19 protein-coding genes and 1 tRNA gene are annotated in these 20,766 nt (G+C 51.5%); 7 read left to right on the forward strand and 13 right to left on the reverse strand.

Features of this window, described 5'->3' with window-relative positions:
- Positions 1–27: 27 nt before the first annotated feature.
- Both leuE and QMN93_RS01035 read right to left on the reverse strand, forming a co-directional pair.
- Positions 28–663 (reverse strand): leucine efflux protein LeuE, encoded by a 636-nt coding sequence (gene leuE / locus QMN93_RS01030; RefSeq protein WP_033145755.1) that lies wholly within the window; start codon positions 661–663, stop codon positions 28–30.
- 108 nt (positions 664–771) lie between these two features.
- Entirely contained in the window at positions 772–945 is a 174-nt protein-coding gene (locus tag QMN93_RS01035) for a YciY family protein (protein ID WP_086379783.1), read from the reverse strand.
- 144 nt (positions 946–1,089) lie between these two features.
- Between QMN93_RS01035 and cls the strand changes: the two genes are divergently transcribed.
- A complete protein-coding gene (gene cls / locus QMN93_RS01040) occupies positions 1,090–2,550 on the forward strand; it encodes a cardiolipin synthase (RefSeq protein ID WP_029741729.1) in 1,461 nt (486 codons plus the stop codon).
- A gap of 33 nt (positions 2,551–2,583) precedes the next feature.
- Positions 2,584–2,913 (forward strand): HI1450 family dsDNA-mimic protein, encoded by a 330-nt coding sequence (locus tag QMN93_RS01045; RefSeq protein WP_006810881.1) that lies wholly within the window; start codon positions 2,584–2,586, stop codon positions 2,911–2,913.
- A 31-nt stretch (positions 2,914–2,944) separates the two neighbouring features.
- Here the strand turns inward: QMN93_RS01045 and QMN93_RS01050 are convergent, their stop codons facing one another.
- The 7 genes from QMN93_RS01050 to QMN93_RS01080 form a co-directional block, all read right to left on the reverse strand.
- Positions 2,945–3,781 (reverse strand): ion transporter, encoded by an 837-nt coding sequence (locus QMN93_RS01050; RefSeq protein ID WP_048980119.1) that lies wholly within the window; start codon positions 3,779–3,781, stop codon positions 2,945–2,947.
- A gap of 47 nt (positions 3,782–3,828) precedes the next feature.
- Complete coding sequence (oppF, locus tag QMN93_RS01055; RefSeq protein WP_023312094.1) at positions 3,829–4,833, reverse strand: murein tripeptide/oligopeptide ABC transporter ATP-binding protein OppF; 1,005 nt, start codon at positions 4,831–4,833, stop codon at positions 3,829–3,831.
- Positions 4,830–5,843, reverse strand: coding sequence for an ABC transporter ATP-binding protein (locus tag QMN93_RS01060; RefSeq protein ID WP_023312095.1), 1,014 nt, complete (start codon positions 5,841–5,843; stop codon positions 4,830–4,832). Before QMN93_RS01060 ends, oppF begins: the two co-directional genes overlap by 4 nt.
- 11 nt (positions 5,844–5,854) lie before the next feature.
- The gene (oppC, locus tag QMN93_RS01065; RefSeq protein ID WP_023312096.1) at positions 5,855–6,763 is read right to left on the reverse strand and encodes an oligopeptide ABC transporter permease OppC; all 909 of its coding nucleotides are present in this window, start codon (positions 6,761–6,763) and stop codon (positions 5,855–5,857) included.
- 14 nt (positions 6,764–6,777) lie between these two features.
- The gene (gene oppB / locus QMN93_RS01070; RefSeq protein WP_008502786.1) at positions 6,778–7,698 is read right to left on the reverse strand and encodes an oligopeptide ABC transporter permease OppB; all 921 of its coding nucleotides are present in this window, start codon (positions 7,696–7,698) and stop codon (positions 6,778–6,780) included.
- Between the two features lie 84 nt (positions 7,699–7,782).
- A complete protein-coding gene (oppA, locus tag QMN93_RS01075) occupies positions 7,783–9,414 on the reverse strand; it encodes an oligopeptide ABC transporter substrate-binding protein OppA (protein WP_033145757.1) in 1,632 nt (543 codons plus the stop codon).
- Positions 9,415–10,184: 770 nt separating this feature from the next.
- Positions 10,185–10,832: a YchE family NAAT transporter gene (locus tag QMN93_RS01080; RefSeq protein ID WP_023312098.1), complete on the reverse strand. Its 648-nt coding sequence runs from the start codon at positions 10,830–10,832 to the stop codon at positions 10,185–10,187.
- 478 nt (positions 10,833–11,310) lie between these two features.
- Between QMN93_RS01080 and adhE the strand changes: the two genes are divergently transcribed.
- Positions 11,311–13,989 carry a bifunctional acetaldehyde-CoA/alcohol dehydrogenase gene (gene adhE, locus QMN93_RS01085; protein WP_023312099.1) on the forward strand — a complete coding sequence of 893 codons (2,679 nt, stop codon included), beginning with the start codon at positions 11,311–11,313 and terminating at the stop codon, positions 13,987–13,989.
- Between the two features lie 66 nt (positions 13,990–14,055).
- Here adhE and tdk read toward each other — a convergent pair whose 3' ends face one another.
- Positions 14,056–14,670, reverse strand: coding sequence for a thymidine kinase (gene tdk, locus QMN93_RS01090; protein ID WP_045355905.1), 615 nt, complete (start codon positions 14,668–14,670; stop codon positions 14,056–14,058).
- Between the two features lie 549 nt (positions 14,671–15,219).
- Between tdk and hns the strand changes: the two genes are divergently transcribed.
- On the forward strand, positions 15,220–15,633 hold the full coding sequence (hns, locus tag QMN93_RS01095; RefSeq protein WP_008502781.1) for a histone-like nucleoid-structuring protein H-NS: 414 nt from the start codon (positions 15,220–15,222) through the stop codon (positions 15,631–15,633).
- A gap of 201 nt (positions 15,634–15,834) precedes the next feature.
- On the opposite strand, the gene galU is transcribed toward hns, so the two are convergent.
- The 3 genes from galU to rssA form a co-directional block, all read right to left on the reverse strand.
- Complete coding sequence (gene galU / locus QMN93_RS01100; RefSeq protein ID WP_033145759.1) at positions 15,835–16,743, reverse strand: UTP--glucose-1-phosphate uridylyltransferase GalU; 909 nt, start codon at positions 16,741–16,743, stop codon at positions 15,835–15,837.
- Positions 16,744–16,943: 200 nt separating this feature from the next.
- Positions 16,944–17,957: a two-component system response regulator RssB gene (rssB, locus tag QMN93_RS01105; RefSeq protein ID WP_033145760.1), complete on the reverse strand. Its 1,014-nt coding sequence runs from the start codon at positions 17,955–17,957 to the stop codon at positions 16,944–16,946.
- A 91-nt stretch (positions 17,958–18,048) separates the two neighbouring features.
- Positions 18,049–18,951, reverse strand: coding sequence for a patatin-like phospholipase RssA (rssA, locus tag QMN93_RS01110; RefSeq protein ID WP_023312102.1), 903 nt, complete (start codon positions 18,949–18,951; stop codon positions 18,049–18,051).
- Positions 18,952–19,065: 114 nt separating this feature from the next.
- Between rssA and QMN93_RS01115 the strand changes: the two genes are divergently transcribed.
- The 3 genes from QMN93_RS01115 (at position 19,066) to QMN93_RS01125 (ending at position 20,655) form a co-directional block, all read left to right on the forward strand.
- Complete coding sequence (locus QMN93_RS01115; RefSeq protein WP_045888025.1) at positions 19,066–19,524, forward strand: YchJ family protein; 459 nt, start codon at positions 19,066–19,068, stop codon at positions 19,522–19,524.
- 46 nt (positions 19,525–19,570) lie between these two features.
- Positions 19,571–20,413: a formyltetrahydrofolate deformylase gene (gene purU / locus QMN93_RS01120; RefSeq protein WP_023312104.1), complete on the forward strand. Its 843-nt coding sequence runs from the start codon at positions 19,571–19,573 to the stop codon at positions 20,411–20,413.
- A gap of 157 nt (positions 20,414–20,570) precedes the next feature.
- A tRNA-Tyr gene (locus QMN93_RS01125) sits at positions 20,571–20,655 on the forward strand.
- The last annotated feature ends 111 nt before the right edge of the window (positions 20,656–20,766 follow it).

The raw sequence follows: 20,766 nt of genomic DNA on the forward strand, positions 1-20,766 counted from the left end.
AAGCTCCCTCAGGAGCCTTTCAAACCATCAATGCAGCGACGCTAGCCTCGCCGCAAACCCGACAAACAGCAGCCCTATCAGCCCGTTCCCCAGCTTTGCCAGTTTCTTTTTCGTTTTCAGATAACGCGTGACAAACGCGCCGGAGAAGATCAGGAAGCTCATGTACATAAAGCTTATCAACTCCAGCGTCGTCGCGAGGATCAGGAAAGAAGTTCCGGTACTCTGTGCATTCACGTCAATGAACTGAACGAAGAACGATACGTAGAACAGAATCGCTTTGGGATTGGTCAGGCTTAATACCAGCGAACGTTTCATGATCATACTGGCCGGTTCGGGGCCGCTCTCATTCGCATTTTTCTGGCGGTTCACCACTGACCAGAGCATTTTGCCGCCCAGCCAGAGCAGATAGAAGGCCCCGAGATAGCGCACGATATTAAACAATACCGGCGTGGTCTGGATTAATGCCGCGACGCCCGCCCAGGCCAGAAACATCAGCACCGCATCGCCGATAAATACGCCCGTGGCGGCAAGATACCCTTTTTTAACGCCGTGACCGATCCCGGTTTTGAGCACAAACAGGGTATTCGGCCCTGGCACCAGCACGATAAAAAACGCGCCGACAACATACGTCCAGAAATTCAGTACGCCAAACTCCGCAAACACTTCTCCCTCCTTTTGCTAAACACAACAGGAATATCGCTGCAAATACGCTATTCCTAAAAAATAAGACGCTATAAAATCAGCGGGCACCCGTTACGGTGCCCTCATGGTTCAGATATCCTGGACTGCGAACAGCAACGCATTGCGGTGTCTGGTCAATCCACATTTTCTGATGGCGTGAATACGCATATTGCGGCGGGATTGTGCTTCCAGCCAACGAGCCTTGCGACGACTCACCTGTCGCAACATGCGCCAGCGCCCTACTTCTGTTCTACTGCGCTTCATGTCTACAACTCTTTAACTTACAGAGTCGCCATTATAAACCCAACCCGGCAGCAAACCAGCGCTTTTACCTGGCGTTTTTATTTGCCAGATGAATCCTGATGCGTACACTCATAACAATACGCTTTCAAAAGGATTTTTTTACCTATGACAACCTTCTACACCGTGGTGAGTTGGCTGGTCATTTTGGGATACTGGCTGTTAATCGCGGGTGTGACATTACGCATCCTGATGAAGCGCAGAGCCGTACCCTCTGCCATGGCCTGGCTTCTGATCATTTATATCCTCCCGCTGGTGGGAATTATTGCCTATCTCTCTTTCGGTGAACTTCATCTGGGTAAACGCCGCGCCGAGCGCGCCCGTGCCATGTGGCCCTCCACAGCGAAGTGGCTGAACGATCTTAAGGCCTGCAAACATATTTTTGCCGAGGAGAACAGCAGCGTCGCCTCCTCACTGTTTAAGCTCTGCGAGCGCCGCCAGGGGATTGGCGGCGTTAAGGGCAATCAACTGCAGCTGCTGACCTCGTCCGACGACGTCATGCAGGCGTTAATCCGCGATATTCAGCTGGCTCGTCATAATATCGAGATGGTTTTTTATATCTGGCAGCCCGGCGGGATGGCTGACCAGGTCGCTGAGTCGCTGATGGCCGCCGCGCGGCGCGGCATTCATTGCCGCCTGATGCTTGACTCCGCGGGTAGCGTGGCATTTTTCCGTAGCCCCTGGGCGGGCATGATGCGTAATGCCGGGATCGAAGTGGTTGAAGCGCTGAAGGTAAATCTCCTGCGCGTGTTTCTGCGCAGGATGGATCTCCGTCAGCATCGCAAAATGATCATGATCGATAACTATATTGCCTACACCGGCAGCATGAATATGGTTGACCCGCGCTTCTTCAAACAGGACTCGGGCGTAGGTCAATGGGTTGATTTGATGGCGCGAATGGAGGGGCCGATTGCCACCTCGATGGGCATCGTTTATTCCTGCGACTGGGAAATAGAGACCGGCAAGCGTATCCTGCCGCCACCGCCGGACGGCAATATCATGCCGTTTGAAGAGGCGAGCGGTCACACCATTCATACTATTGCTTCCGGGCCGGGCTTCCCGGAGGACTTAATCCATCAGGCGCTGCTGACGGCAACCTACTCGGCGCGTGAATATCTGATCATGACGACGCCCTACTTTGTCCCCAGCGACGACCTCCTGCACGCGATCTGTACCGCCGCGCAGCGCGGTGTCGATGTGAGCATCATTTTGCCACGCAAAAATGACTCCCTACTGGTGGGCTGGGCCAGCCGGGCATTCTTCAGCGAACTGCTGGCAGCAGGGGTGAAAATTTACCAGTTTGAAGGCGGATTGCTCCACACCAAGAGCGTTCTCGTCGACGGTGAGCTGAGCCTGGTGGGAACGGTCAACCTGGATATGCGTAGCCTGTGGCTTAACTTTGAAATCACGCTGGTCATTGATGATGCCGGCTTTGGCGGCGACCTCGCAGCGGTGCAGGATGATTATATCTCCCGCTCGCGGCTGCTGGATGCCAGACTGTGGGTAAAACGTCCGATGTGGCAGAGAATTGCCGAACGACTGTTTTACTTCTTTAGTCCGTTGCTGTAAAACGTGCCCAACGATGTTAAACAGGTAGTCATCATGGAAATGGATCTGAACAATCGCCTGACCGAAGACGAAACGCTCGAGCAGGCCTATGACATTTTTCTCGAACTGGCGGTTGATAACCTCGATCCCGCAGACGTGATCCTCTTTAATCTGCAGTTCGAAGAGCGCGGCGGCGCTGAATTGTTCGACCCTTCAGAAGACTGGGCTGAGCATGTGGATTTCGACCTGAATCCTGACTTCTTTGCCGAAGTGGTGATTGGGCTGGCCGATGAAGACGGCGGCGAAATTAACGATATTTTCGCGCGCGTTCTGCTCTGTCGCGAGAAAGACCACAAGCTGTGCCATATCCTCTGGCGCGAATAATAAAAAAGGCTGCGATTGCAGCCTTTTTTATTTACTCCGGCAATTCACTGCCGCAGCGGTAACAAAACCGCGCGCTGTGTTCATGTTCGCCCTGCTGGCAATGAGGACACTTGCGCTGCTGCTTGCGGTTCTGGAAGGCGCTGCTCATATGTGTGGTAATAAGTCCCGTCGGGATCGCAATCACCGAATAGCCAATCAAAATCAGCACGGACGCCACGATGCGCCCCAGTGGCGTATGGGGCGTAATATCTCCGTAGCCCACGGTCGTGACGGTCACAATGGCCCAGTAGACGGACGCATTGAGCGTCGTAAAGCCATATTTAGGCCCTTCTATTAAATACATCAGCGCGCCAAAAACAATCATGACGATGGCAATAAACGAGTAGAACAAAATAAGCTGATGCCGGGCGCTGACGATCGCACTCCAGAACACGCGTAATGACGGCATAAAACGCAGCAATTTCAGAATACGTAATACCCGAATCACGCGCATCGCGCGCCAGGCAAAGACATAACTCAGGCTGATCTCCGGCCACAGCCACATGACATAGAGCGGCAGGATGGTGGCTAAATCGATAAATCCCCAGAAGCTGAAAACATATCTGGCCGGGTTGGGCCAGGCTATTACCCGGAGGAGATATTCAGCGGTAAAAACCAGGGTAATCGCCAGCTCAAGCCAGACAAAAATATGCCATTCGTCAAACGTCAGGTGGTATTGCGTCCCGGCACCCGATTCAATAAAGATAACTACCACGCTGAGGAGCGCAAATAAACCGCACAGACCTTCGAAGCGTCGCCCGGAAACCGTTTCAGGATCGAATAAAAAATGATAAAGCCGCCGACGGGCTGACGTGAATAAACGCGACACAGTTACCTCGCAAAAAATAAGGGCTGACATGATGTCAGCCCTTGCGATTATAACGGGTCTACTTTCAGGCAGGAAACCGCATGTCGGAAACTGCCTTCCAGAACCGGTCGCGTTTTAGCACATTCCGGCCCGGCCATCGGGCAGCGCGTGCGGAAGACGCAGCCTGACGGCGGGTTAATCGGTGAGGGTAATTCCCCTTCCAGAAGCTGGATGGTTTTATTCTTTTCCAGATCCGGATCGGGGATCGGCACCGCGGACATCAACGCTCTGGTGTATGGATGCAATGGATTATGGTACACCTCGTCATAGGTGCCCAGCTCCACGGCATGCCCCAGATACATTACCAGCACGCGGTCAGAGATGTGTTTAACCACGGCCAGGTCATGCGCGATGAAGATCAGCGACAGCCCCATTTCGCGCTGCAGTTTCTGCAGCAGGTTAACCACCTGCGCCTGAATGGACACGTCCAGCGCGGAAACCGGCTCATCGCAGATAATCAGCTTCGGTTCGAGGATCAGCGCACGGGCAATACCAATACGCTGGCACTGACCGCCGGAGAACTCATGCGGATAGCGGTTGATGAGGTTTGGCAACAGGCCGACTTTCATCATCATCGCCTTCACGCGATCGCGCACTTCCTGACGAGACATTTTCGGATGATAGGTGCGCAGCGGCTCGGCAATAATCTCACCGATGGTCATGCGCGGGTTTAATGATGCCAGCGGATCCTGGAAAATCATCTGGATATCGCTGCGCACCTCGCGCCACTCGTCGGGCTTCATGCCCAGCAGATCTTTACCCAGCCAGGCCACTTTACCGTCGGTGGCTTTGACCAGACCGATAATGGCTCGCGCAAAGGTCGATTTACCGCAGCCGGACTCTCCCACCACGCCCAGGGTTTCCCCTTCGTACAGGCGCAGCGTGACGCCGTCCACCGCTTTCAGGGTCTTCGGCGGCTGCCAGAACCACTGTTTGCCGTCTTTGATGTCGAAATGCACTTTAAGATCGGCGATTTCGAGCAGCACGTTGCGTTTTTCATCTAATGCGTTCATACCAGCTCCTCCTGCGGCTTAAAGCAGGCGCGCAGACGGCCTGGTGCAAACTCTTCCAGCGGCGGAGCGCTGTTGCAGATTTCCATCGCGTGCGGGCAGCGCGGCTGGAACGGACAGCCTTTCGGCAGACGCAGCAGGTTTGGCGGGTTGCCCGGAATGGTGAGCAGGGATTCCCCTTCCGCATCAAGACGCGGTACCGCGTTCAGCAGACCAATCGAGTACGGATGGGCTGGCTGATAGAAGACATCGCGCGCTTTGCCGTATTCCATGGTACGACCGGCGTACATCACCAGCACTTTGTCACAGATGCCCGCCACCACGCCCAGGTCGTGAGTGATCATGATAATCGCCGTGTTGAACTCGCGCTTCAGCTCGTTCAACAGGGTCATGATCTGCGCCTGAACGGTAACGTCCAGCGCGGTGGTAGGTTCATCGGCAATCAGCAGCTTTGGCCGGCACAGCAGCGCCATCGCAATCATCACGCGCTGACGCATACCGCCAGAAAACTCGTGCGGGAACATGCGCATACGCTTGCGCGCTTCAGGCATTTTCACCGCATCCAGCATTTTGACCGACTCTTCAAAGGCCTCCGCTTTGCCCAGGCCTTTGTGCAGCATCAGGACCTCCATCAGCTGCTCGCCTACACGCATATACGGGTTCAGCGAGGTCATAGGATCCTGGAAAATCATCGAAATCTGCTCAGCGCGCAGCTTGTTCAGCTCGTGTTCCGGCAGGTTGAGGATTTCGCGACCGTTGAATTTAGCGGAGCCCCCAATCACACCGTTAGCAGCCAGCAGGCCCATCAGCGCAAAAGCGGTCTGCGATTTTCCGGAACCGGACTCCCCCACGATCCCCAGCGTTTCGCCCGCGCGCAGGTTGAAGTTGAGATCGTTGACGGCGGTAACATCCCCGTCCGGCGTTTTAAAGGTCACGCGGAGGTCTTTCACATCCAGCAGAAGATTATTCTGCTGTTGCGCCTGTGGCGCAGTGGCCGTTTCAATAATTGTCATGACGGCGCTCCTTAACGGTCTTTCGGGTCGAGGGCATCACGCAGGCCATCGCCGATAAAGTTAAAACAGAACAGGGTAACGACCAGGAAACCCGCCGGATAAAGCAGTAGCCACGGTGAAACTTCCATCGAGTTTGCGCCATCGCTCAGCAGCGCGCCCCAGCTGCTCAGTGGCTCTTGTGTACCCAGACCCAGGAAGCTCAGGAAAGATTCAAACAGGATCATGCTTGGTACCAGCAGTGAGGCATAAACCACCACCACGCCCAGCACGTTAGGAACGATATGGCGAACCACGATATTCCCGGTGGACACACCGCCTACCTGCGCCGCTTCAATAAACTCTTTGCGTTTGAGGCTCAGCGTCTGGCCGCGAACAATACGCGCCATATCCAGCCAGGAAACCATCCCGATAGCCACGAAGATCAGCAGGATATTTTGGCCGAAGAAGGTCACCAGCAGGATGACGAAGAACATGAACGGGAAGGAGTTCAGGATTTCCAGCAGACGCATCATTACCGAGTCTATTTTGCCGCCGAGGTAGCCGGAAAGTGAGCCGTAGAGCGTACCCACGATCACCGCCACCAGCGCGGCAGCAATACCTACCATCAGCGAGATACGGCCACCGATAGCGACACGCACCAGCAGATCGCGTCCCGAGGAGTCCGTGCCAAAATAGTGGCCTGATTCCATATCCGGCGCGCTGGACATCATGCCCCAGTCGGTGTCGAAATAGGTAAATTGCGACAGCATCGGCGCCAGGGTCACAAACAGCGCGATGATCACCAGAACAACCAGACTGGCAACCGCTGCACGGTTGTGCATAAAGCGACGGCGCGCGTCCTGCCAGAGGCTACGACCTTCTACTTCCAGTTTTTCACTGAAGTTTTCCAGCGCCTCGCTGTTTTTCTTACTCAACATCATGGCGTGCTCCAGCGTTAGTAACGAATTTTCGGATCGATGACGGCATACAGCACATCGACGATAGCGTTAAAGAGAATGGTCAGCGCACCGACGAGAATGGTCAGGCTCAGCACCAGCGAATAGTCGCGGTTGAGCGCGCCGTTAACGAACAGCTGACCAATGCCGGGCAGGCCGTAGATTGTTTCGATAACCATAGAGCCGGTGATGATCCCGACGAATGCCGGTCCCATGTAGGAAAGCACGGGCAACAGCGCCGGTTTGAGCGCGTGGCGGAAGATAATCCGACGCATCGGCAGCCCTTTAGCGCGCGCGGTACGAATGAAGTTCGAGTGCAGCACTTCGATCATTGAACCACGGGTGATACGCGCGATGCTGGCGATGTACGCCAGCGATAATGCCACCATCGGCAAAATCATGAACTTCAATGCCCCGCCGTTCCAGCCGCCGCCAGGCAGCCACTTCAGCGTGATGGCAAATATCATCACCAGTAATGGCGCGACAACGAAGCTGGGTATCACTACCCCGGTCATTGCCACCCCCATTACGGCATAATCCCATTTGGTATTTTGTCTGAGCGCAGCGATAACGCCCGCGGTGACCCCGAAAACGATGGCCAGAATGAATGCCGCAGCACCCAACTTAGCCGATACCGGGAAGCTGGACGCGACCAGGTCGTTAACGGAATAGTCTTTATATTTAAATGACGGTCCAAAATCGCCGTGGGCCAGCTGCTTCAGGTAATTGAAGTACTGGGTGGAGATAGGATCGTTCAAGTGGTATTTCGCTTCGATATTCGCCATGACTTCAGGCGGCAGCGTACGCTCACCGGTAAATGGACTGCCCGGCGCAAGACGCATCATGAAGAAGGAAATCGTGATGAGAATAAATAGCGTTGGAATCGCTTCAAGACAGCGACGTAGGATAAATTTCAACATTGCCCGTACCTTCTGGCGTGTGCCTATATTATGTGACGTTGGTTAGACACCGTGGGGCGAGCATGCCCGCCCCACTCATTGCCATTAATGCTTGATAATATACAAGTTTTTAACGTAGATATTATCCATCGGGTCTTTACCGGTATATCCACCTACCCACGGTTTCACCAGACGGGCGTTAACGTAGTAGTAAACCGGAACGATCGCGGAATCTTTATCCAGCTGCTGCTCGGCTTTAGAGTACAGTTCTGTACGCTGTGCTTCGTCAGTGGTTTTCAGCGTGTCGCCAATCAGCTTGTCGAATGCCGGACTCTTATAGTGCGCGGTGTTGTTCGAGCTGTCGCTCAGCATGGTGTTCAGGAAGGAGGTCGGTTCGTTATAGTCCGCACACCAGCCAGCACGTGCCACATCAAAGGTGCCCTGATGACGGCTGTCGAGGAAGGTTTTCCACTCCTGGTTCTCCAGCTTCACGTTCGCGCCCAGGTTCTTTTTCCAGATTGAGGCAACGGCGATAGCCAGTTTTTTGTGCAGATCGGAAGTGTTGTAGAGCAGGCTGAAGGTCAGCGGCTTATCTGCGGTGTAGCCCGCTTCGGCCAGCAGTTTCTTCGCTTCTGCGTTACGCTGTTCCTGAGTCTGTTTAAACCACTCTGGCTCGGTCAGTTTTGCGCCATCGGTGTATGGAGGGGTATAGCTGTACGCCGGCAGATCGCCCTGGTTTTTCACTTTGTTCACGATGATATCGCGATCCAGTGCCAGCTTCAGCGCGGTACGAACACGTACGTCGGTAAACGGTGCTTTCTGGTTGTTGATTTCATAGTAATAGGTGCACAGGTACGGATCGACGTGAACTTCTTTAGGGATCTCTTTTTTCAGTTTCTGGAACAGTTCAATCGGCATGTTGTTATAGGTCATGTCGATTTCACCGCTGCGATAGCGGTTAACGTCAGTCACTTCGGACGAAATTGGCAGGTAGGTCACCTGGTCAATAACGGTTTTCGCGTTATCCCAATACTGCGGGTTACGGTCAAGCACCATACGTTCGTTGACCACCCAGTCTTTCAGCTTATAGGCACCGTTGGTCACGATATTGGCAGGCTGCGTCCATTTCTCACCAAATTTTTCCACGGCGGATTTTGGTACCGGGGAGACGGACGGGTGAACCAGCAGCTTATAGAAGTACGGAACAGGTTCGCTCAACGTCACTTCAAAGGTATTGGCATCGATCGCTTTTACGCCCAGGTCGGTAACAGGTTTTTTGCCCGCGATGATGTCATCAATATTGGCGATGTGGCCATATTGCAGGTAGCTCGCATACGGAGAGGCGGTGGTTGGATTCGCCAGACGCTGCCAGCTATAAACGAAATCTTCGGCCGTGACCGGTGTACCGTCGGACCATTTCGCATCTTTACGCAGATGGAAGGTCCAGACTTTGAAATCTTTGTTTTCCCATTTTTCTGCAACACCCGGCGCCGGGTGGCCGTCTACGTCTGTCACCAGCAGGCCTTCGAACAGGTCGCGGTTAACGTTAGACTCAGGAACACCTTCAATTTTGTGCGGGTCAAGAGACTGAACTTCCGCACCGTTGTTACGCACCAGCGTCTGTTTCTCCGCCAGTTGAACACCTGCAGGAACGTCCGCAGCCATTGCAGCGTTGCCCGCGATTAGCGCAGTTAAAATCCCCGCCGCTACCAGATTTTTTTTTGTGATGATGGACATTGTGTTGGTACTCCACTCATTATAATGACTGGCCTTCGCCAGCTGTGTAATCCCCTTTTGGGGCCTGTACAGCGCAGGAGTTTTTTTTGCTGCTGTCAGGTTCTTCTTTTACTGCTTGCTATCACCGACTTTTTTATTACTGACCGCTCGTATGGCCGTCTTGCGTCGATTCTTTACAGGCCTCCCCTGTTTGAGACCTGCGCTGGATATCTGAGAAGAGAACCATATGAAAATAATTCTCATCTGCTTGTTTTATGCTGTAAAATATTAGGCCGGAAAGTATCAAATGGCGTAAACGCGCGCCAATACATTTTGCAAATTTGTTAAGCAATTCTCTTTTACGGTGAGTACCGCATCGTTGAGGGCAGCCCTGCCGGACATCGAATACCACTTAAAAATTATGATATTCAATAAGATAGAGAAAATTTTCTCTACACGCGCGTCGCTGCGCTATCATCGAGTGATTTTGTACAAAAATTTAACAACTGGTTATTATTTAGCACATTCATCTAGGGGAATGTTGAATTTACTAATATCATTTCGGTTATCTCTCAGCAAGCCCCAGAGTATCATGTGAGTAAAATAACAGATCGATCGAAGGTTTTCTGCGCAGGCGGGTTTGGCGGGAATTAATAACTCATTGAAATACAAGCAATGAACATTATTAGTAGAATTTATTATGATATGTGAGCATTTCAACTTTAGTTATAGGATTTACTGATAATGACGTAAAAAAACGGAGCCGTGGCTCCGTTCTTTCATACGAAATATCAGTGCAGCAAACCGGGGAAAATGCTTTTAATTCCTGTAACGATGAATTCTATCCCTAACGCCATCAACAGCAGACCCATAATACGCGTTATGACGTTAATGCCCGTCTGCCCCAGCAGGCGCACCAGCCAGGGCGCCATGCGGAATACTCCCCAACAGCAGAGTGCGAAAAGCGCAATGGCAACGGAAAAGCCAATCAGGTGCATCAGGCTATGGTAACGCGTGCCCCAGACAATGGTTGAACTGATGGCGCCAGGGCCAGCCATGAGCGGTAAGGCCAGCGGCACCACGCCAATACTTTCGCGGATAGCTGTTTCTGACTTCTCCTGCTTGTTCTGTTTATCCTCGCCCAGCTTACCGCTGATCATGGACATCGCGATGGTCACGACCAGGATCCCACCCGCTATGCGGAAAGAGTCAATTGAAATACCGAAGAGTTGGAGAATGGCGTCCCCAAGAAAAAGGGAGGTGAGCAATATGATAGCCACTGACAGGTTAGCGGTGAGGTTGGTCTTATTCCTGGCCGCCGCCGTCTGATAACTCGTCATACTAATAAAGACAGGAATGATCCCCACCGGGTTGACCAGGGCAAACAAACCAATAAAAAATTTAAAATACGTTGGAAAATCAAAGAGCGTTTGGATCACGTTTTGCTCCGCTTATACACATGCCCGGGACTGACACTTTGTCATGAGAAATCGCGCTGAAGATACCCTTTTTATTAGCATACTTCACTCGAAATCTGTGGCAAAACGTTATCATTTCAGGATGTTAAACATATGTATAATCAATGATAGCGTCGCTTCCATTACTTACGTAATTATTTAACACTTGAAAAATCTCAACGAAATAACCCTGCTGAAAGGTATCAGCTTGGGGGAAAATTGACGCAGATCATGATTTCCGTACTCAGAAGTGAGTAATCTTGGTTACGCCCCCAGGGAGATCACCTGACAAAAAGGGATGATGCTAAGGTAAGGCTCTTTTAGTAAATTAGTGTGCTGACGCAGAAAGTAACTCTTTGTTTTACTTTGTGTTACGCAAGTCGTATCGGCTCTGTCTATACTGTGTGACGTATCGAGCGCTGGTTTACTAAAAGAGTTTAAACATTATCAGGAGAGCATTATGGCTGTTACTAATATCGCTGAACTGAACGCCCTCGTCGAGCGCGTTAAAAAAGCCCAGCGTGAATATGCCAATTTCACCCAAGAACAGGTTGATAAAATCTTCCGCGCTGCCGCACTGGCTGCTGCAGATGCTCGAATCCCTCTCGCTAAAATGGCCGTTGCCGAATCCGGCATGGGTATCGTGGAAGATAAAGTGATCAAAAACCACTTTGCTTCCGAGTATATCTACAACGCCTATAAAGATGAGAAAACCTGTGGCGTGCTGTCCGAAGACGACACCTTCGGTACCATCACCATCGCTGAACCTATCGGCATCATCTGCGGTATTGTTCCGACAACTAACCCAACGTCTACAGCTATCTTCAAATCACTGATTAGCCTGAAGACCCGTAACGCAATCATCTTCTCTCCACACCCACGTGCGAAAGACGCGACCAACAAAGCTGCGGATATCGTCCTGCAGGCGGCGATCGCTGCTGGCGCACCAAAAGATCTGATTGGCTGGATCGACCAACCTTCCGTTGAGCTCTCCAATGCGCTGATGCATCACCCGGACATTAACCTGATCCTGGCGACCGGTGGTCCTGGCATGGTTAAAGCCGCATACAGCTCCGGTAAACCAGCGATCGGTGTGGGCGCCGGTAACACCCCTGTTGTTATCGACGAAACTGCTGACATCAAACGTGCCGTTGCGTCTGTACTGATGTCTAAAACCTTCGATAACGGCGTGATCTGTGCATCTGAACAGTCTGTTGTTGTTGTTGATTCCGTGTACGACGCAGTTCGTGAACGTTTCGCCAGCCACGGCGGCTATCTGCTGCAGGGCAAAGAGCTGAAAGCAGTTCAGGACATCATCCTGAAAAATGGCGCACTGAACGCCGCTATCGTGGGTCAGCCAGCGTACAAAATTGCTGAACTCGCAGGCTTTACCGTTCCGGCAACAACCAAAATCCTGATCGGTGAAGTGAAAGTTGTTGACGAAAGCGAGCCGTTTGCACATGAAAAACTGTCTCCAACGCTTGCCATGTACCGTGCGAAAGATTTCGAAGACGCGGTAGAGAAAGCTGAGAAGCTGGTTGCCATGGGCGGTATCGGTCACACGTCTTGTCTGTACACCGACCAGGATAACCAGCCAGAACGCGTTGCCCACTTCGGTCAGATGATGAAAACTGCACGTATCCTGATTAACACCCCTGCTTCTCAGGGTGGTATCGGTGATCTGTACAACTTTAAACTCGCACCTTCCCTGACTCTGGGTTGTGGTTCCTGGGGTGGTAACTCCATCTCTGAAAACGTTGGTCCAAAACACCTGATCAACAAGAAAACCGTTGCTAAGCGAGCTGAAAACATGTTGTGGCACAAACTTCCGAAATCTATCTACTTCCGCCGTGGCTCACTGCCAATCGCGCTGGATGAAGTGATTACTGATGGCCACAAACGTGCGCTCATCGTGACTGACCGTTTCCTGTTCAACAACGGCTACGCTGACCAGATCACCTCTGTACTGAAAGCGGCTGGCGTTGAAACTGAAGTGTTCTTTGAAGTTGAAGCTGACCCTACCCTGAGCGTTGTGCGTAAAGGTGCTGAGCTGGCTAACTCCTTCAAACCAGATGTGATTATCGCTCTGGGCGGCGGTTCCCCAATGGACGCCGCGAAAATCATGTGGGTCATGTACGAGCATCCTGAAACCCACTTCGAAGAACTGGCGCTGCGCTTTATGGACATCCGTAAACGTATCTACAAGTTCCCGAAAATGGGCGTAAAAGCGAAAATGATCGCGGTAACCACCACTTCCGGTACCGGTTCAGAAGTTACGCCATTCGCAGTAGTAACGGACGATGCAACAGGTCAGAAATACCCACTGGCTGACTATGCACTGACCCCAGACATGGCTATCGTTGATGCGAACCTGGTCATGGAGATGCCGAAGTCACTGTGTGCGTTCGGTGGTCTGGATGCGGTAACTCACGCCCTGGAAGCTTACGTTTCTGTTCTGGCATCTGAGTTCTCTGACGGTCAGGCTCTGCAGGCGCTGAAACTGCTGAAGGAAAACCTGCCAGCGTCCTACAACGAAGGGTCTAAAAACCCAGTAGCACGTGAACGCGTTCACAGTGCAGCAACCATCGCCGGTATCGCGTTTGCGAACGCCTTCCTGGGTGTTTGCCACTCTATGGCGCACAAGCTGGGTTCTCAGTTCCACATTCCTCACGGTCTGGCGAACGCCCTGTTGATCAGCAACGTTATCCGTTATAACGCTAACGACAACCCAACCAAGCAGACTGCTTTCAGCCAGTACGACCGTCCGCAAGCGCGCCGTCGTTACGCTGAAATCGCAGACCACCTTGGTCTGAGCGCACCGGGTGACCGCACTGCTGCGAAGATTGAGAAACTGCTGGCATGGCTGGAAAGCCTGAAAGCTGAGCTGGGTATTCCAAAATCTATCCGTGAAGCAGGCGTTCAGGAAGCTGACTTCCTCGCTCACGTAGATAAGCTGTCTGAAGATGCATTCGATGACCAGTGTACTGGTGCTAACCCGCGCTACCCACTGATCTCCGAGCTGAAACAGATTCTGCTGGATACCTTCTACGGTCGTGAGTTCAAAGAAGGTGACGTTGCCGCTGTGAAAACAGAAGTTCCTGTCATCAAAGCTGACAAGAAAGCGAAGAAAAGCGCTTAATTGAAAGCAGAAGAAAAAACCCGCCTTTATGGCGGGTTTTTTTATGTCTGTATAACAAGGCTGGCGTTATTTCCTGTTGTCGTGTTGAATCGCCGTCAGCGAGCCTACAGACAACGCTTCTTTATAATGCTTACGACAGACTGAAACATAGCGTTCATTACCGCCTATAACCACCTGCTCGCCATCTGCATAAGGTTTCCCGGCCTGGTCAAGACGAAGCACCATGCTGGCTTTTCGACCGCAGAAGCAGATTGTTTTCAATTCGACAAGCTTATCCGACCAGGCAAGCAAATACTGGCTACCGGCAAAGAGCTCACCGCGGAAATCCGTACGCAGGCCGTAACACAGCACGGGAATATCGAGCTCATCGACCACCTCTGAAAGGGCATGAACCTGTTCACGCGTCAGAAACTGGCTCTCATCTACCAGAACACAGTGAATGGGCTGCAAAGCATGTTCTGTACGAATGTCCTCAAACAGATCGGTTTTCGGGTTAAACAGTCTGGCAGGCGACGAGAGCCCTATTCTGGAACTCACCTTCCCTGCGCCAAAGCGATCGTCAATTTCAGCCGTATAAACAACGGTACGCATCCCGCGCTCCTGGTAATTGTACGAGGATTGCAGCAACGCGGTGGATTTCCCGGCATTCATTGCCGAATAGTAGAAATAAAGTTGTGCCATTGGCCGTAAAACCCTAATCAATGTGTAATATTCCCGATGATTCATTGTACCATAATTTGTCTGGTCATCAGCGATGTAGCACTCAGAGGAAGCGTTTCAGCAAGGAGTTCACAACCTTCTTTTCATGAAAATAATCCGCTAAAACATGAAGTAAACTCCTTCAGCCTGGCCAATATGTTATATGTTTAGCCAAACATAACACTGCATTTTATAGTGGAATCGCCGTTCATTAAAATTCACTATTTATTAACTATTTCAGTCTTAACATCACGGTGGGGAACTAATACAAAAGGCTGATATTTCTCCGCCGCAACTATAATTCCTGCGGTAAATGTCACAAAAAAAAGAGGCAATCGACCGGGTCCAGCCGGGTTAGCTGATAACAAACGAGACTGTTGGGTGATGAAATTTAAGTTAGCGTAATTAATAATAGCGGCATTATTTAGTATTTTTTGAATTCCTTACATTCCTGGCTATTGCACAACTGAATTTATGGCTCTATTATTAGGTCAACAAACCACCCCCCATTATAAGTTTGAGATTACTACAATGAGCGAAGCACTTAAAATTCTGAACAACATCCGTACTCTTCGTGCGCAGGCAAGAGAATGCACCCTCGAAACGCTTGAAGAAATGCTGGAAAAATTAGAAGTTGTAGTTAATGAACGTCGTGAAGAAGAAAGCGCAGCTGCCGCTGAAATCGAAGAACGTACTCGTAAACTGCAGCAATATCGTGAAATGCTGATTGCTGATGGTATCGATCCAAATGAATTGCTGAACAGCATGGCTGCAGCTAAAACCGGTACTAAAGCCAAGCGTGCTGCTCGTCCTGCTAAATATAGCTACGTTGACGAGAACGGCGAAACTAAAACCTGGACTGGCCAGGGCCGCACTCCTGCTGTTATCAAGAAAGCCATGGACGAACAAGGTAAACAGCTGGACGACTTCCTGATCAAGGATTAATCCAGCCGTATTCAGAAAAATCCCGCGTAATGCGGGATTTTTTTTAACCTAAATTTGTCGCAAACATCCCCTTACACTCTGTCATAAAGCATTATTTGGCAATTTTAATAACTGTACTTTGAGACAGGTTTTGGAAGTGTTTAGGGCATAAAAAAACCGGTGGGCAGCGCCTCACCGGTTTCGGACATATCTAACCGTGGCTTATTTCTTAATACCTACGCTCTCTTTGAGCCAGGTTTTAAATTCTTCACCAAGAGTATTGTGGCGAATACCATATTCTACGAACGCCTGCATATAACCAAGCTTATTACCGCAGTCATGGCTCTTACCTTTCATATGGTAAGCCTCAACTGTCTCTTTCTCGATCAGCATATCAATGGCATCCGTCAGCTGAATCTCATCACCCGCTCCTGGAGGCGTTTTCGCCAGCAGAGGCCAGATTTCAGCGCTCAGGACATAGCGACCTACAACGGCCAGGTTTGAAGGCGCTACGTCGGCTTTAGGCTTCTCTACCACGCCAACCATTGGCACGCTTTCGCCCGGCTCAAGGTTAACGCCTTTGCAGTCAACCACACCGTATGCCGTCACGTCGTCAACAGGCTCAACCATAATCTGGCTGCTACCGGTTTCGTCGAAACGTTTGATCATCTCTGCCAGGTTATCCTGAGAAAGATCGGATTCGTATTCGTCCAGAATTACGTCAGGCAGAATTACCGCTACAGGCTCATCACCTACAACAGGATGTGCACACATCACAGCGTGGCCCAGACCTTTAGCCAGACCCTGACGAACCTGCATAATGGTAACGTGTGGCGGGCAAATAGACTGAACTTCTTCTAACAGCTGACGCTTAACACGTTTTTCCAGCATGGCTTCAAGTTCAAAGCTTGTATCGAAATGGTTTTCGATAGAGTTTTTTGATGAATGCGTAACCAGCACAATTTCAGTGATGCCGGCTGCGATACATTCATTAACGACATACTGGATTAATGGCTTATCAACCAGAGGCAGCATCTCTTTAGGAATTGCCTTAGTTGCTGGTAACATCCTGGTCCCCAATCCCGCTACCGGGATGACGGCCTTTCTGACTTTCGAATTTAGGGCAGCCATTCAAATTCTCCTGAGCTGTTCAAGTTTTGAACTTTTATGCAATAAATAACGCGTTGAGTATATCAGCCTCGCCCCGCAGTCCGGGTCTGAAAAGAACGCGTTGCCGATCAATTAGGACAAATACGCATGAATCTGGGCAGCGATAGTAGCACTCCCCGTAAAACACAGGTAAAGCAATCTTAAAATTAAGATCCAATTGCTTATTCCGTGGACAACATTAAGCGTAGCCGTCCCCCGGCGCCCCAAATTTGGCACTGCCAGGAGGAACAGCGGTGGCTAATTTGATTAAGATACGCCGTACCCAATGTCCCAAGCGGAACACCGTTACTCACCTGAATATGATGTTCACCGGTATTCAGTGAAGCGTTGAGACCTGCTGAAACGAGGATCAGATTCTTTAAACCGCTGTGGTAATAGCCGACCAGCAGCGGGAACTGTCCGGGCAAATTAGCCTGGCGAAAAAGCTGGTTTACCTGTTTGAGCAAACTGCCTAACTCCGGCAGCCGTTGTCCCTGATGCGATAACTGTTCCTGCAGCAAACCATTAAAAAGCGCGCGAAGAAGTAACGCGGCTAATACGCCATTATCCCCTGCCCGGGTAACATCCAGAGAATAAAACGCAAGGTCGGAATCAGATAAAGGTGCGATATCCAGTACCAGTCCCGGCTGATCAGCCGCCACCAGCTGACGATAATTTACGCGGCAGTGCGAAATAGTTTGCTGTACGGGTGGCTGAAGTTCTTGCAACAGTTTCGCCGCAGCAGGAGGATCACTCACCAAGGCATCCCAGTCCTGGAAAAGACGCTCCTCTTCCTCTACCCGGGAATTAAACATATTCGGATACAGGCACGCTAAGACCGTTTCTCGCAGCCGGTTCAGATCCTTGACCGGTTTAAGCAGAATATCCTGGACACCGAGTCGCAATGCTTTGGCGATATCCGCCATATTCTCTGTGGCAGAGATCACCAGAATCGGCGTCTGGTTGCCTTCGTTACGCAGATGTTCAACCAGCTTCAGCCCATTCATGCGCGGCATCTCAATGTCGCAAATCATTAAATCGGGCGTAATGCTGATCATTTTTTCCAGGGCGTCGATACCATCTTCAGCCAGTGAAGTGATTGCTCCCAGCGAGGATAACCACGAATCCAGTAGCGATCGGAAAACGGGCTCGTCTTCTACAATCAAAATGTGTTTTCCGGCCAATGGCTGCGTCATGGTTCCTCCCCTGGCTGACAGTAACTAAATAGTGGCATGCGATCGGCACTATCGCCTGTCAGATTTTGCTGAAGTAGTCAAAAAAAGGTGCTTAACGTGCTGTTTGCACAAAAGGCAACAATTCGTCCATTTTCTTTTCGACGGCTAACGAGCCCGCTGCGATGGCGGCCTCAGCCCGATGGAAATCAAGAGTAGAGATTTGCGGACAGTAAGGCTGAATAAGAATATCTGGCGGATCGCCTGCCATACGATTGCGCTTAAGGCGATTCTCCAGTACCTGGATTGACGTGGTCATGATTTCTATCGCCGTCGGCGCGGCAACCGAGCGTCGCGCGGCCATGCGCCCGATTCTACCGCGCAGGCGCTCATGCCAGGCCAGCTTCTCGCCCTCGGCATCTTCGCTCTGGAGATTGACCGGCATGAGGTCCTGTTGCATCAGGTGGGCGTCGTGCTGCAGGTCGACGGCAATCACGATATCCGCCCCCATTGCACGGGTCAGAGAGATGGGAACCGGGTTTACAACGCCACCGTCGACAAGCCAGTAACCGTTGTGTGGGACAGGCGCCATAAGCCCCGGCATGCTGCAGGAGGCGCGCACGGCAAGATGGATATCCCCTTCGGTTAACCAGAGTTCGCGTCCCGTGCTGAGGTTCGTCGCGACGGCGCCAAAGGGCATCTGACAATCAGTGAAGTCTTCGAGAGGCATAACCTGGCGGAACTGGTTAAAGACGCGTTCGCCGCGCAACAGCCCACCACGCTGCCACGAGAGATCCATCAGGCGCAGGACGTCCCAGTAACTGAAGGAACGCACCCAGGTCTCGAGTTCCGGAAGCTTCCCGCACGCGTAAGCGGAGCCGACAAGCGATCCTATTGAACACCCTGCGACAATATCTACGTTAATGCCCATCTTGTTTAAGGCATTAATCACGCCGATGTGTGACCATCCCCGGGCTGCACCTGAGCCCAGCGCCAGTCCAATTTTAACCTTTCTCATTAGCCCTGTTTTACTTCCCCTGGATTCCTGACATAGCGTCAACGCAACAGCTCAGTTAACATAGTGCTACCCGAAGCGTTTTACGCCTTTATTATTTGTTCCAGGAAGAGAATCGTGTCTCAACTCTGCCCTTGTGGTAGCGCTCTGGAGTATAGCCTATGTTGCCAGCGATATCTGTCTGGCGATCAGGTTGCACCAGACCCGTCACACCTCATGCGTTCACGTTACACTGCTTTTGTGATCAAAGACGCAGACTACCTGATTAAAACCTGGCATCCCTCCTGCCACGCTGCCGAATTCAGACAGGACATCGAAGCCGGCTTCGCGAACACGCAGTGGCTCGGCCTTACCGTCTATGAATCCTCAACGGGCAGTCATGTGGATGAAGGTTACGTCAGCTTTGTCGCTCGTTTTACCGAGAATAATAAACCTGGTGCCATTATCGAGCGTTCCCGGTTCTTAAAGGAAAGCGGGCAGTGGTATTATATTGACGGAACGCGCCCACAGTTTGGTCGTAACGATCCCTGCCCGTGTGGTTCAGGTAAAAAATTTAAAAAGTGTTGCGGGCAGTAATGCCTGACAACCCAGACTTCGCAAATACAAACAGGATTTCCCGGCGATGCAATCATTACAACGTAAAGTTCTGCGCACCATCTGTCCCGATCAAAAAGGACTGATCGCACGAATTACCAACATTTGCTACAAACATGAACTGAATATCGTGCAGAACAACGAGTTCGTTGACCACCGTACCGGCCGCTTCTTTATGCGTACCGAACTCGAAGGTATTTTCAACGACACCACCCTGCTTGCCGATCTCGACAGCGCGCTTCCGGAAGGTTCCGTGCGCGAACTAACCCCAGCCGGTCGACGCCGCATCGTGATCCTGGTGACCAAAGAAGCACACTGTCTGGGCGACCTGCTGATGAAAGCAAACTACGGCGGTCTGGACGTGGAAATAGCTGCCGTTATTGGCAACCATGAGACGCTGCGCACGCTGGTCGAGCGTTTTGATATTCCGTTCGAGCTGGTGAGCCACGAAGGCCATACCCGTGAAGAACACGACGATCTGATGGCGCAGGCCATTGAAGCGCATAACCCGGACTACGTGGTGCTGGCGAAATACATGCGCGTGTTAACGCCATCCTTCGTGGCGCGTTTCCCGAACAAGATCATCAACATTCACCACTCGTTCCTGCCGGCCTTTATTGGCGCGCGTCCCTACCACCAGGCCTACGAGCGCGGCGTGAAGATCATCGGTGCGACCGCGCACTATGTGAATGACAACCTGGACGAAGGTCCAATCATCATGCAGGACGTGATTCACGTGGACCACACCTACACGGCCGAGGACATGATGCGTGCAGGGCGTGACGTTGAGAAGAACGTGCTCAGTCGTGCGCTGTATCAGGTGCTGGCGCAGCGTGTCTTTGTCTACGGCAACAGAACCATCATTCTTTAATCTTTCGGAAAATGAATTGATTAGCTTTGCGCCTTTACGGATAAAAAGCAGGCAAACAGCTTCATTTACCTAAAGGAATGCTTTACAGGGGCGCCTCATTTGATATGATGCGCCCCGCTTCCAGCAGAAGCAGGTAAGTCAAAAAGCATTACCCCGTGGTGGGGTTCCCGAGCGGCCAAAGGGAGCAGACTGTAAATCTGCCGTCATCGACTTCGAAGGTTCGAATCCTTCCCCCACCACCATCTCTCAGCAAGACCTCAAAATTTGAATTACCCCTGGTGGGGTTCCCGAGCGGCCAAAGGGAGCAGACTGTAAATCTGCCGTCATCGACTTCGAAGGTTCGAATCCTTCCC

The sequence above is a fragment of the Enterobacter sp. R-1.6.2 genome, from assembly GCF_035064085.1.
GTDB classification, from domain to species: domain Bacteria; phylum Pseudomonadota; class Gammaproteobacteria; order Enterobacterales; family Enterobacteriaceae; genus Enterobacter; species Enterobacter asburiae_B.

What these genes read in the sequence shown, in the direction of transcription:
- tdk (WP_045355905.1), bottom strand. Translation starts at nt 14,670, where the DNA reads ATGGCACAACTTTATTTCTACTATTCGGCAATGAATGCCGGGAAATCC.
- QMN93_RS01045 (WP_006810881.1), top strand. Translation starts at nt 2,584, where the DNA reads ATGGAAATGGATCTGAACAATCGCCTGACCGAAGACGAAACGCTCGAG.
- rssB (WP_033145760.1), bottom strand. Translation starts at nt 17,957, where the DNA reads ATGACGCAGCCATTGGCCGGAAAACACATTTTGATTGTAGAAGACGAG.
- hns (WP_008502781.1), top strand. Translation starts at nt 15,220, where the DNA reads ATGAGCGAAGCACTTAAAATTCTGAACAACATCCGTACTCTTCGTGCG.
- oppA (WP_033145757.1), bottom strand. Translation starts at nt 9,414, where the DNA reads ATGTCCATCATCACAAAAAAAAATCTGGTAGCGGCGGGGATTTTAACT.
- oppB (WP_008502786.1), bottom strand. Translation starts at nt 7,698, where the DNA reads ATGTTGAAATTTATCCTACGTCGCTGTCTTGAAGCGATTCCAACGCTA.
- cls (WP_029741729.1), top strand. Translation starts at nt 1,090, where the DNA reads ATGACAACCTTCTACACCGTGGTGAGTTGGCTGGTCATTTTGGGATAC.
- adhE (WP_023312099.1), top strand. Translation starts at nt 11,311, where the DNA reads ATGGCTGTTACTAATATCGCTGAACTGAACGCCCTCGTCGAGCGCGTT.
- oppC (WP_023312096.1), bottom strand. Translation starts at nt 6,763, where the DNA reads ATGATGTTGAGTAAGAAAAACAGCGAGGCGCTGGAAAACTTCAGTGAA.
- galU (WP_033145759.1), bottom strand. Translation starts at nt 16,743, where the DNA reads ATGGCTGCCCTAAATTCGAAAGTCAGAAAGGCCGTCATCCCGGTAGCG.
- purU (WP_023312104.1), top strand. Translation starts at nt 19,571, where the DNA reads ATGCAATCATTACAACGTAAAGTTCTGCGCACCATCTGTCCCGATCAA.
- QMN93_RS01060 (WP_023312095.1), bottom strand. Translation starts at nt 5,843, where the DNA reads ATGACAATTATTGAAACGGCCACTGCGCCACAGGCGCAACAGCAGAAT.
- oppF (WP_023312094.1), bottom strand. Translation starts at nt 4,833, where the DNA reads ATGAACGCATTAGATGAAAAACGCAACGTGCTGCTCGAAATCGCCGAT.
- QMN93_RS01035 (WP_086379783.1), bottom strand. Translation starts at nt 945, where the DNA reads ATGAAGCGCAGTAGAACAGAAGTAGGGCGCTGGCGCATGTTGCGACAG.
- rssA (WP_023312102.1), bottom strand. Translation starts at nt 18,951, where the DNA reads ATGAGAAAGGTTAAAATTGGACTGGCGCTGGGCTCAGGTGCAGCCCGG.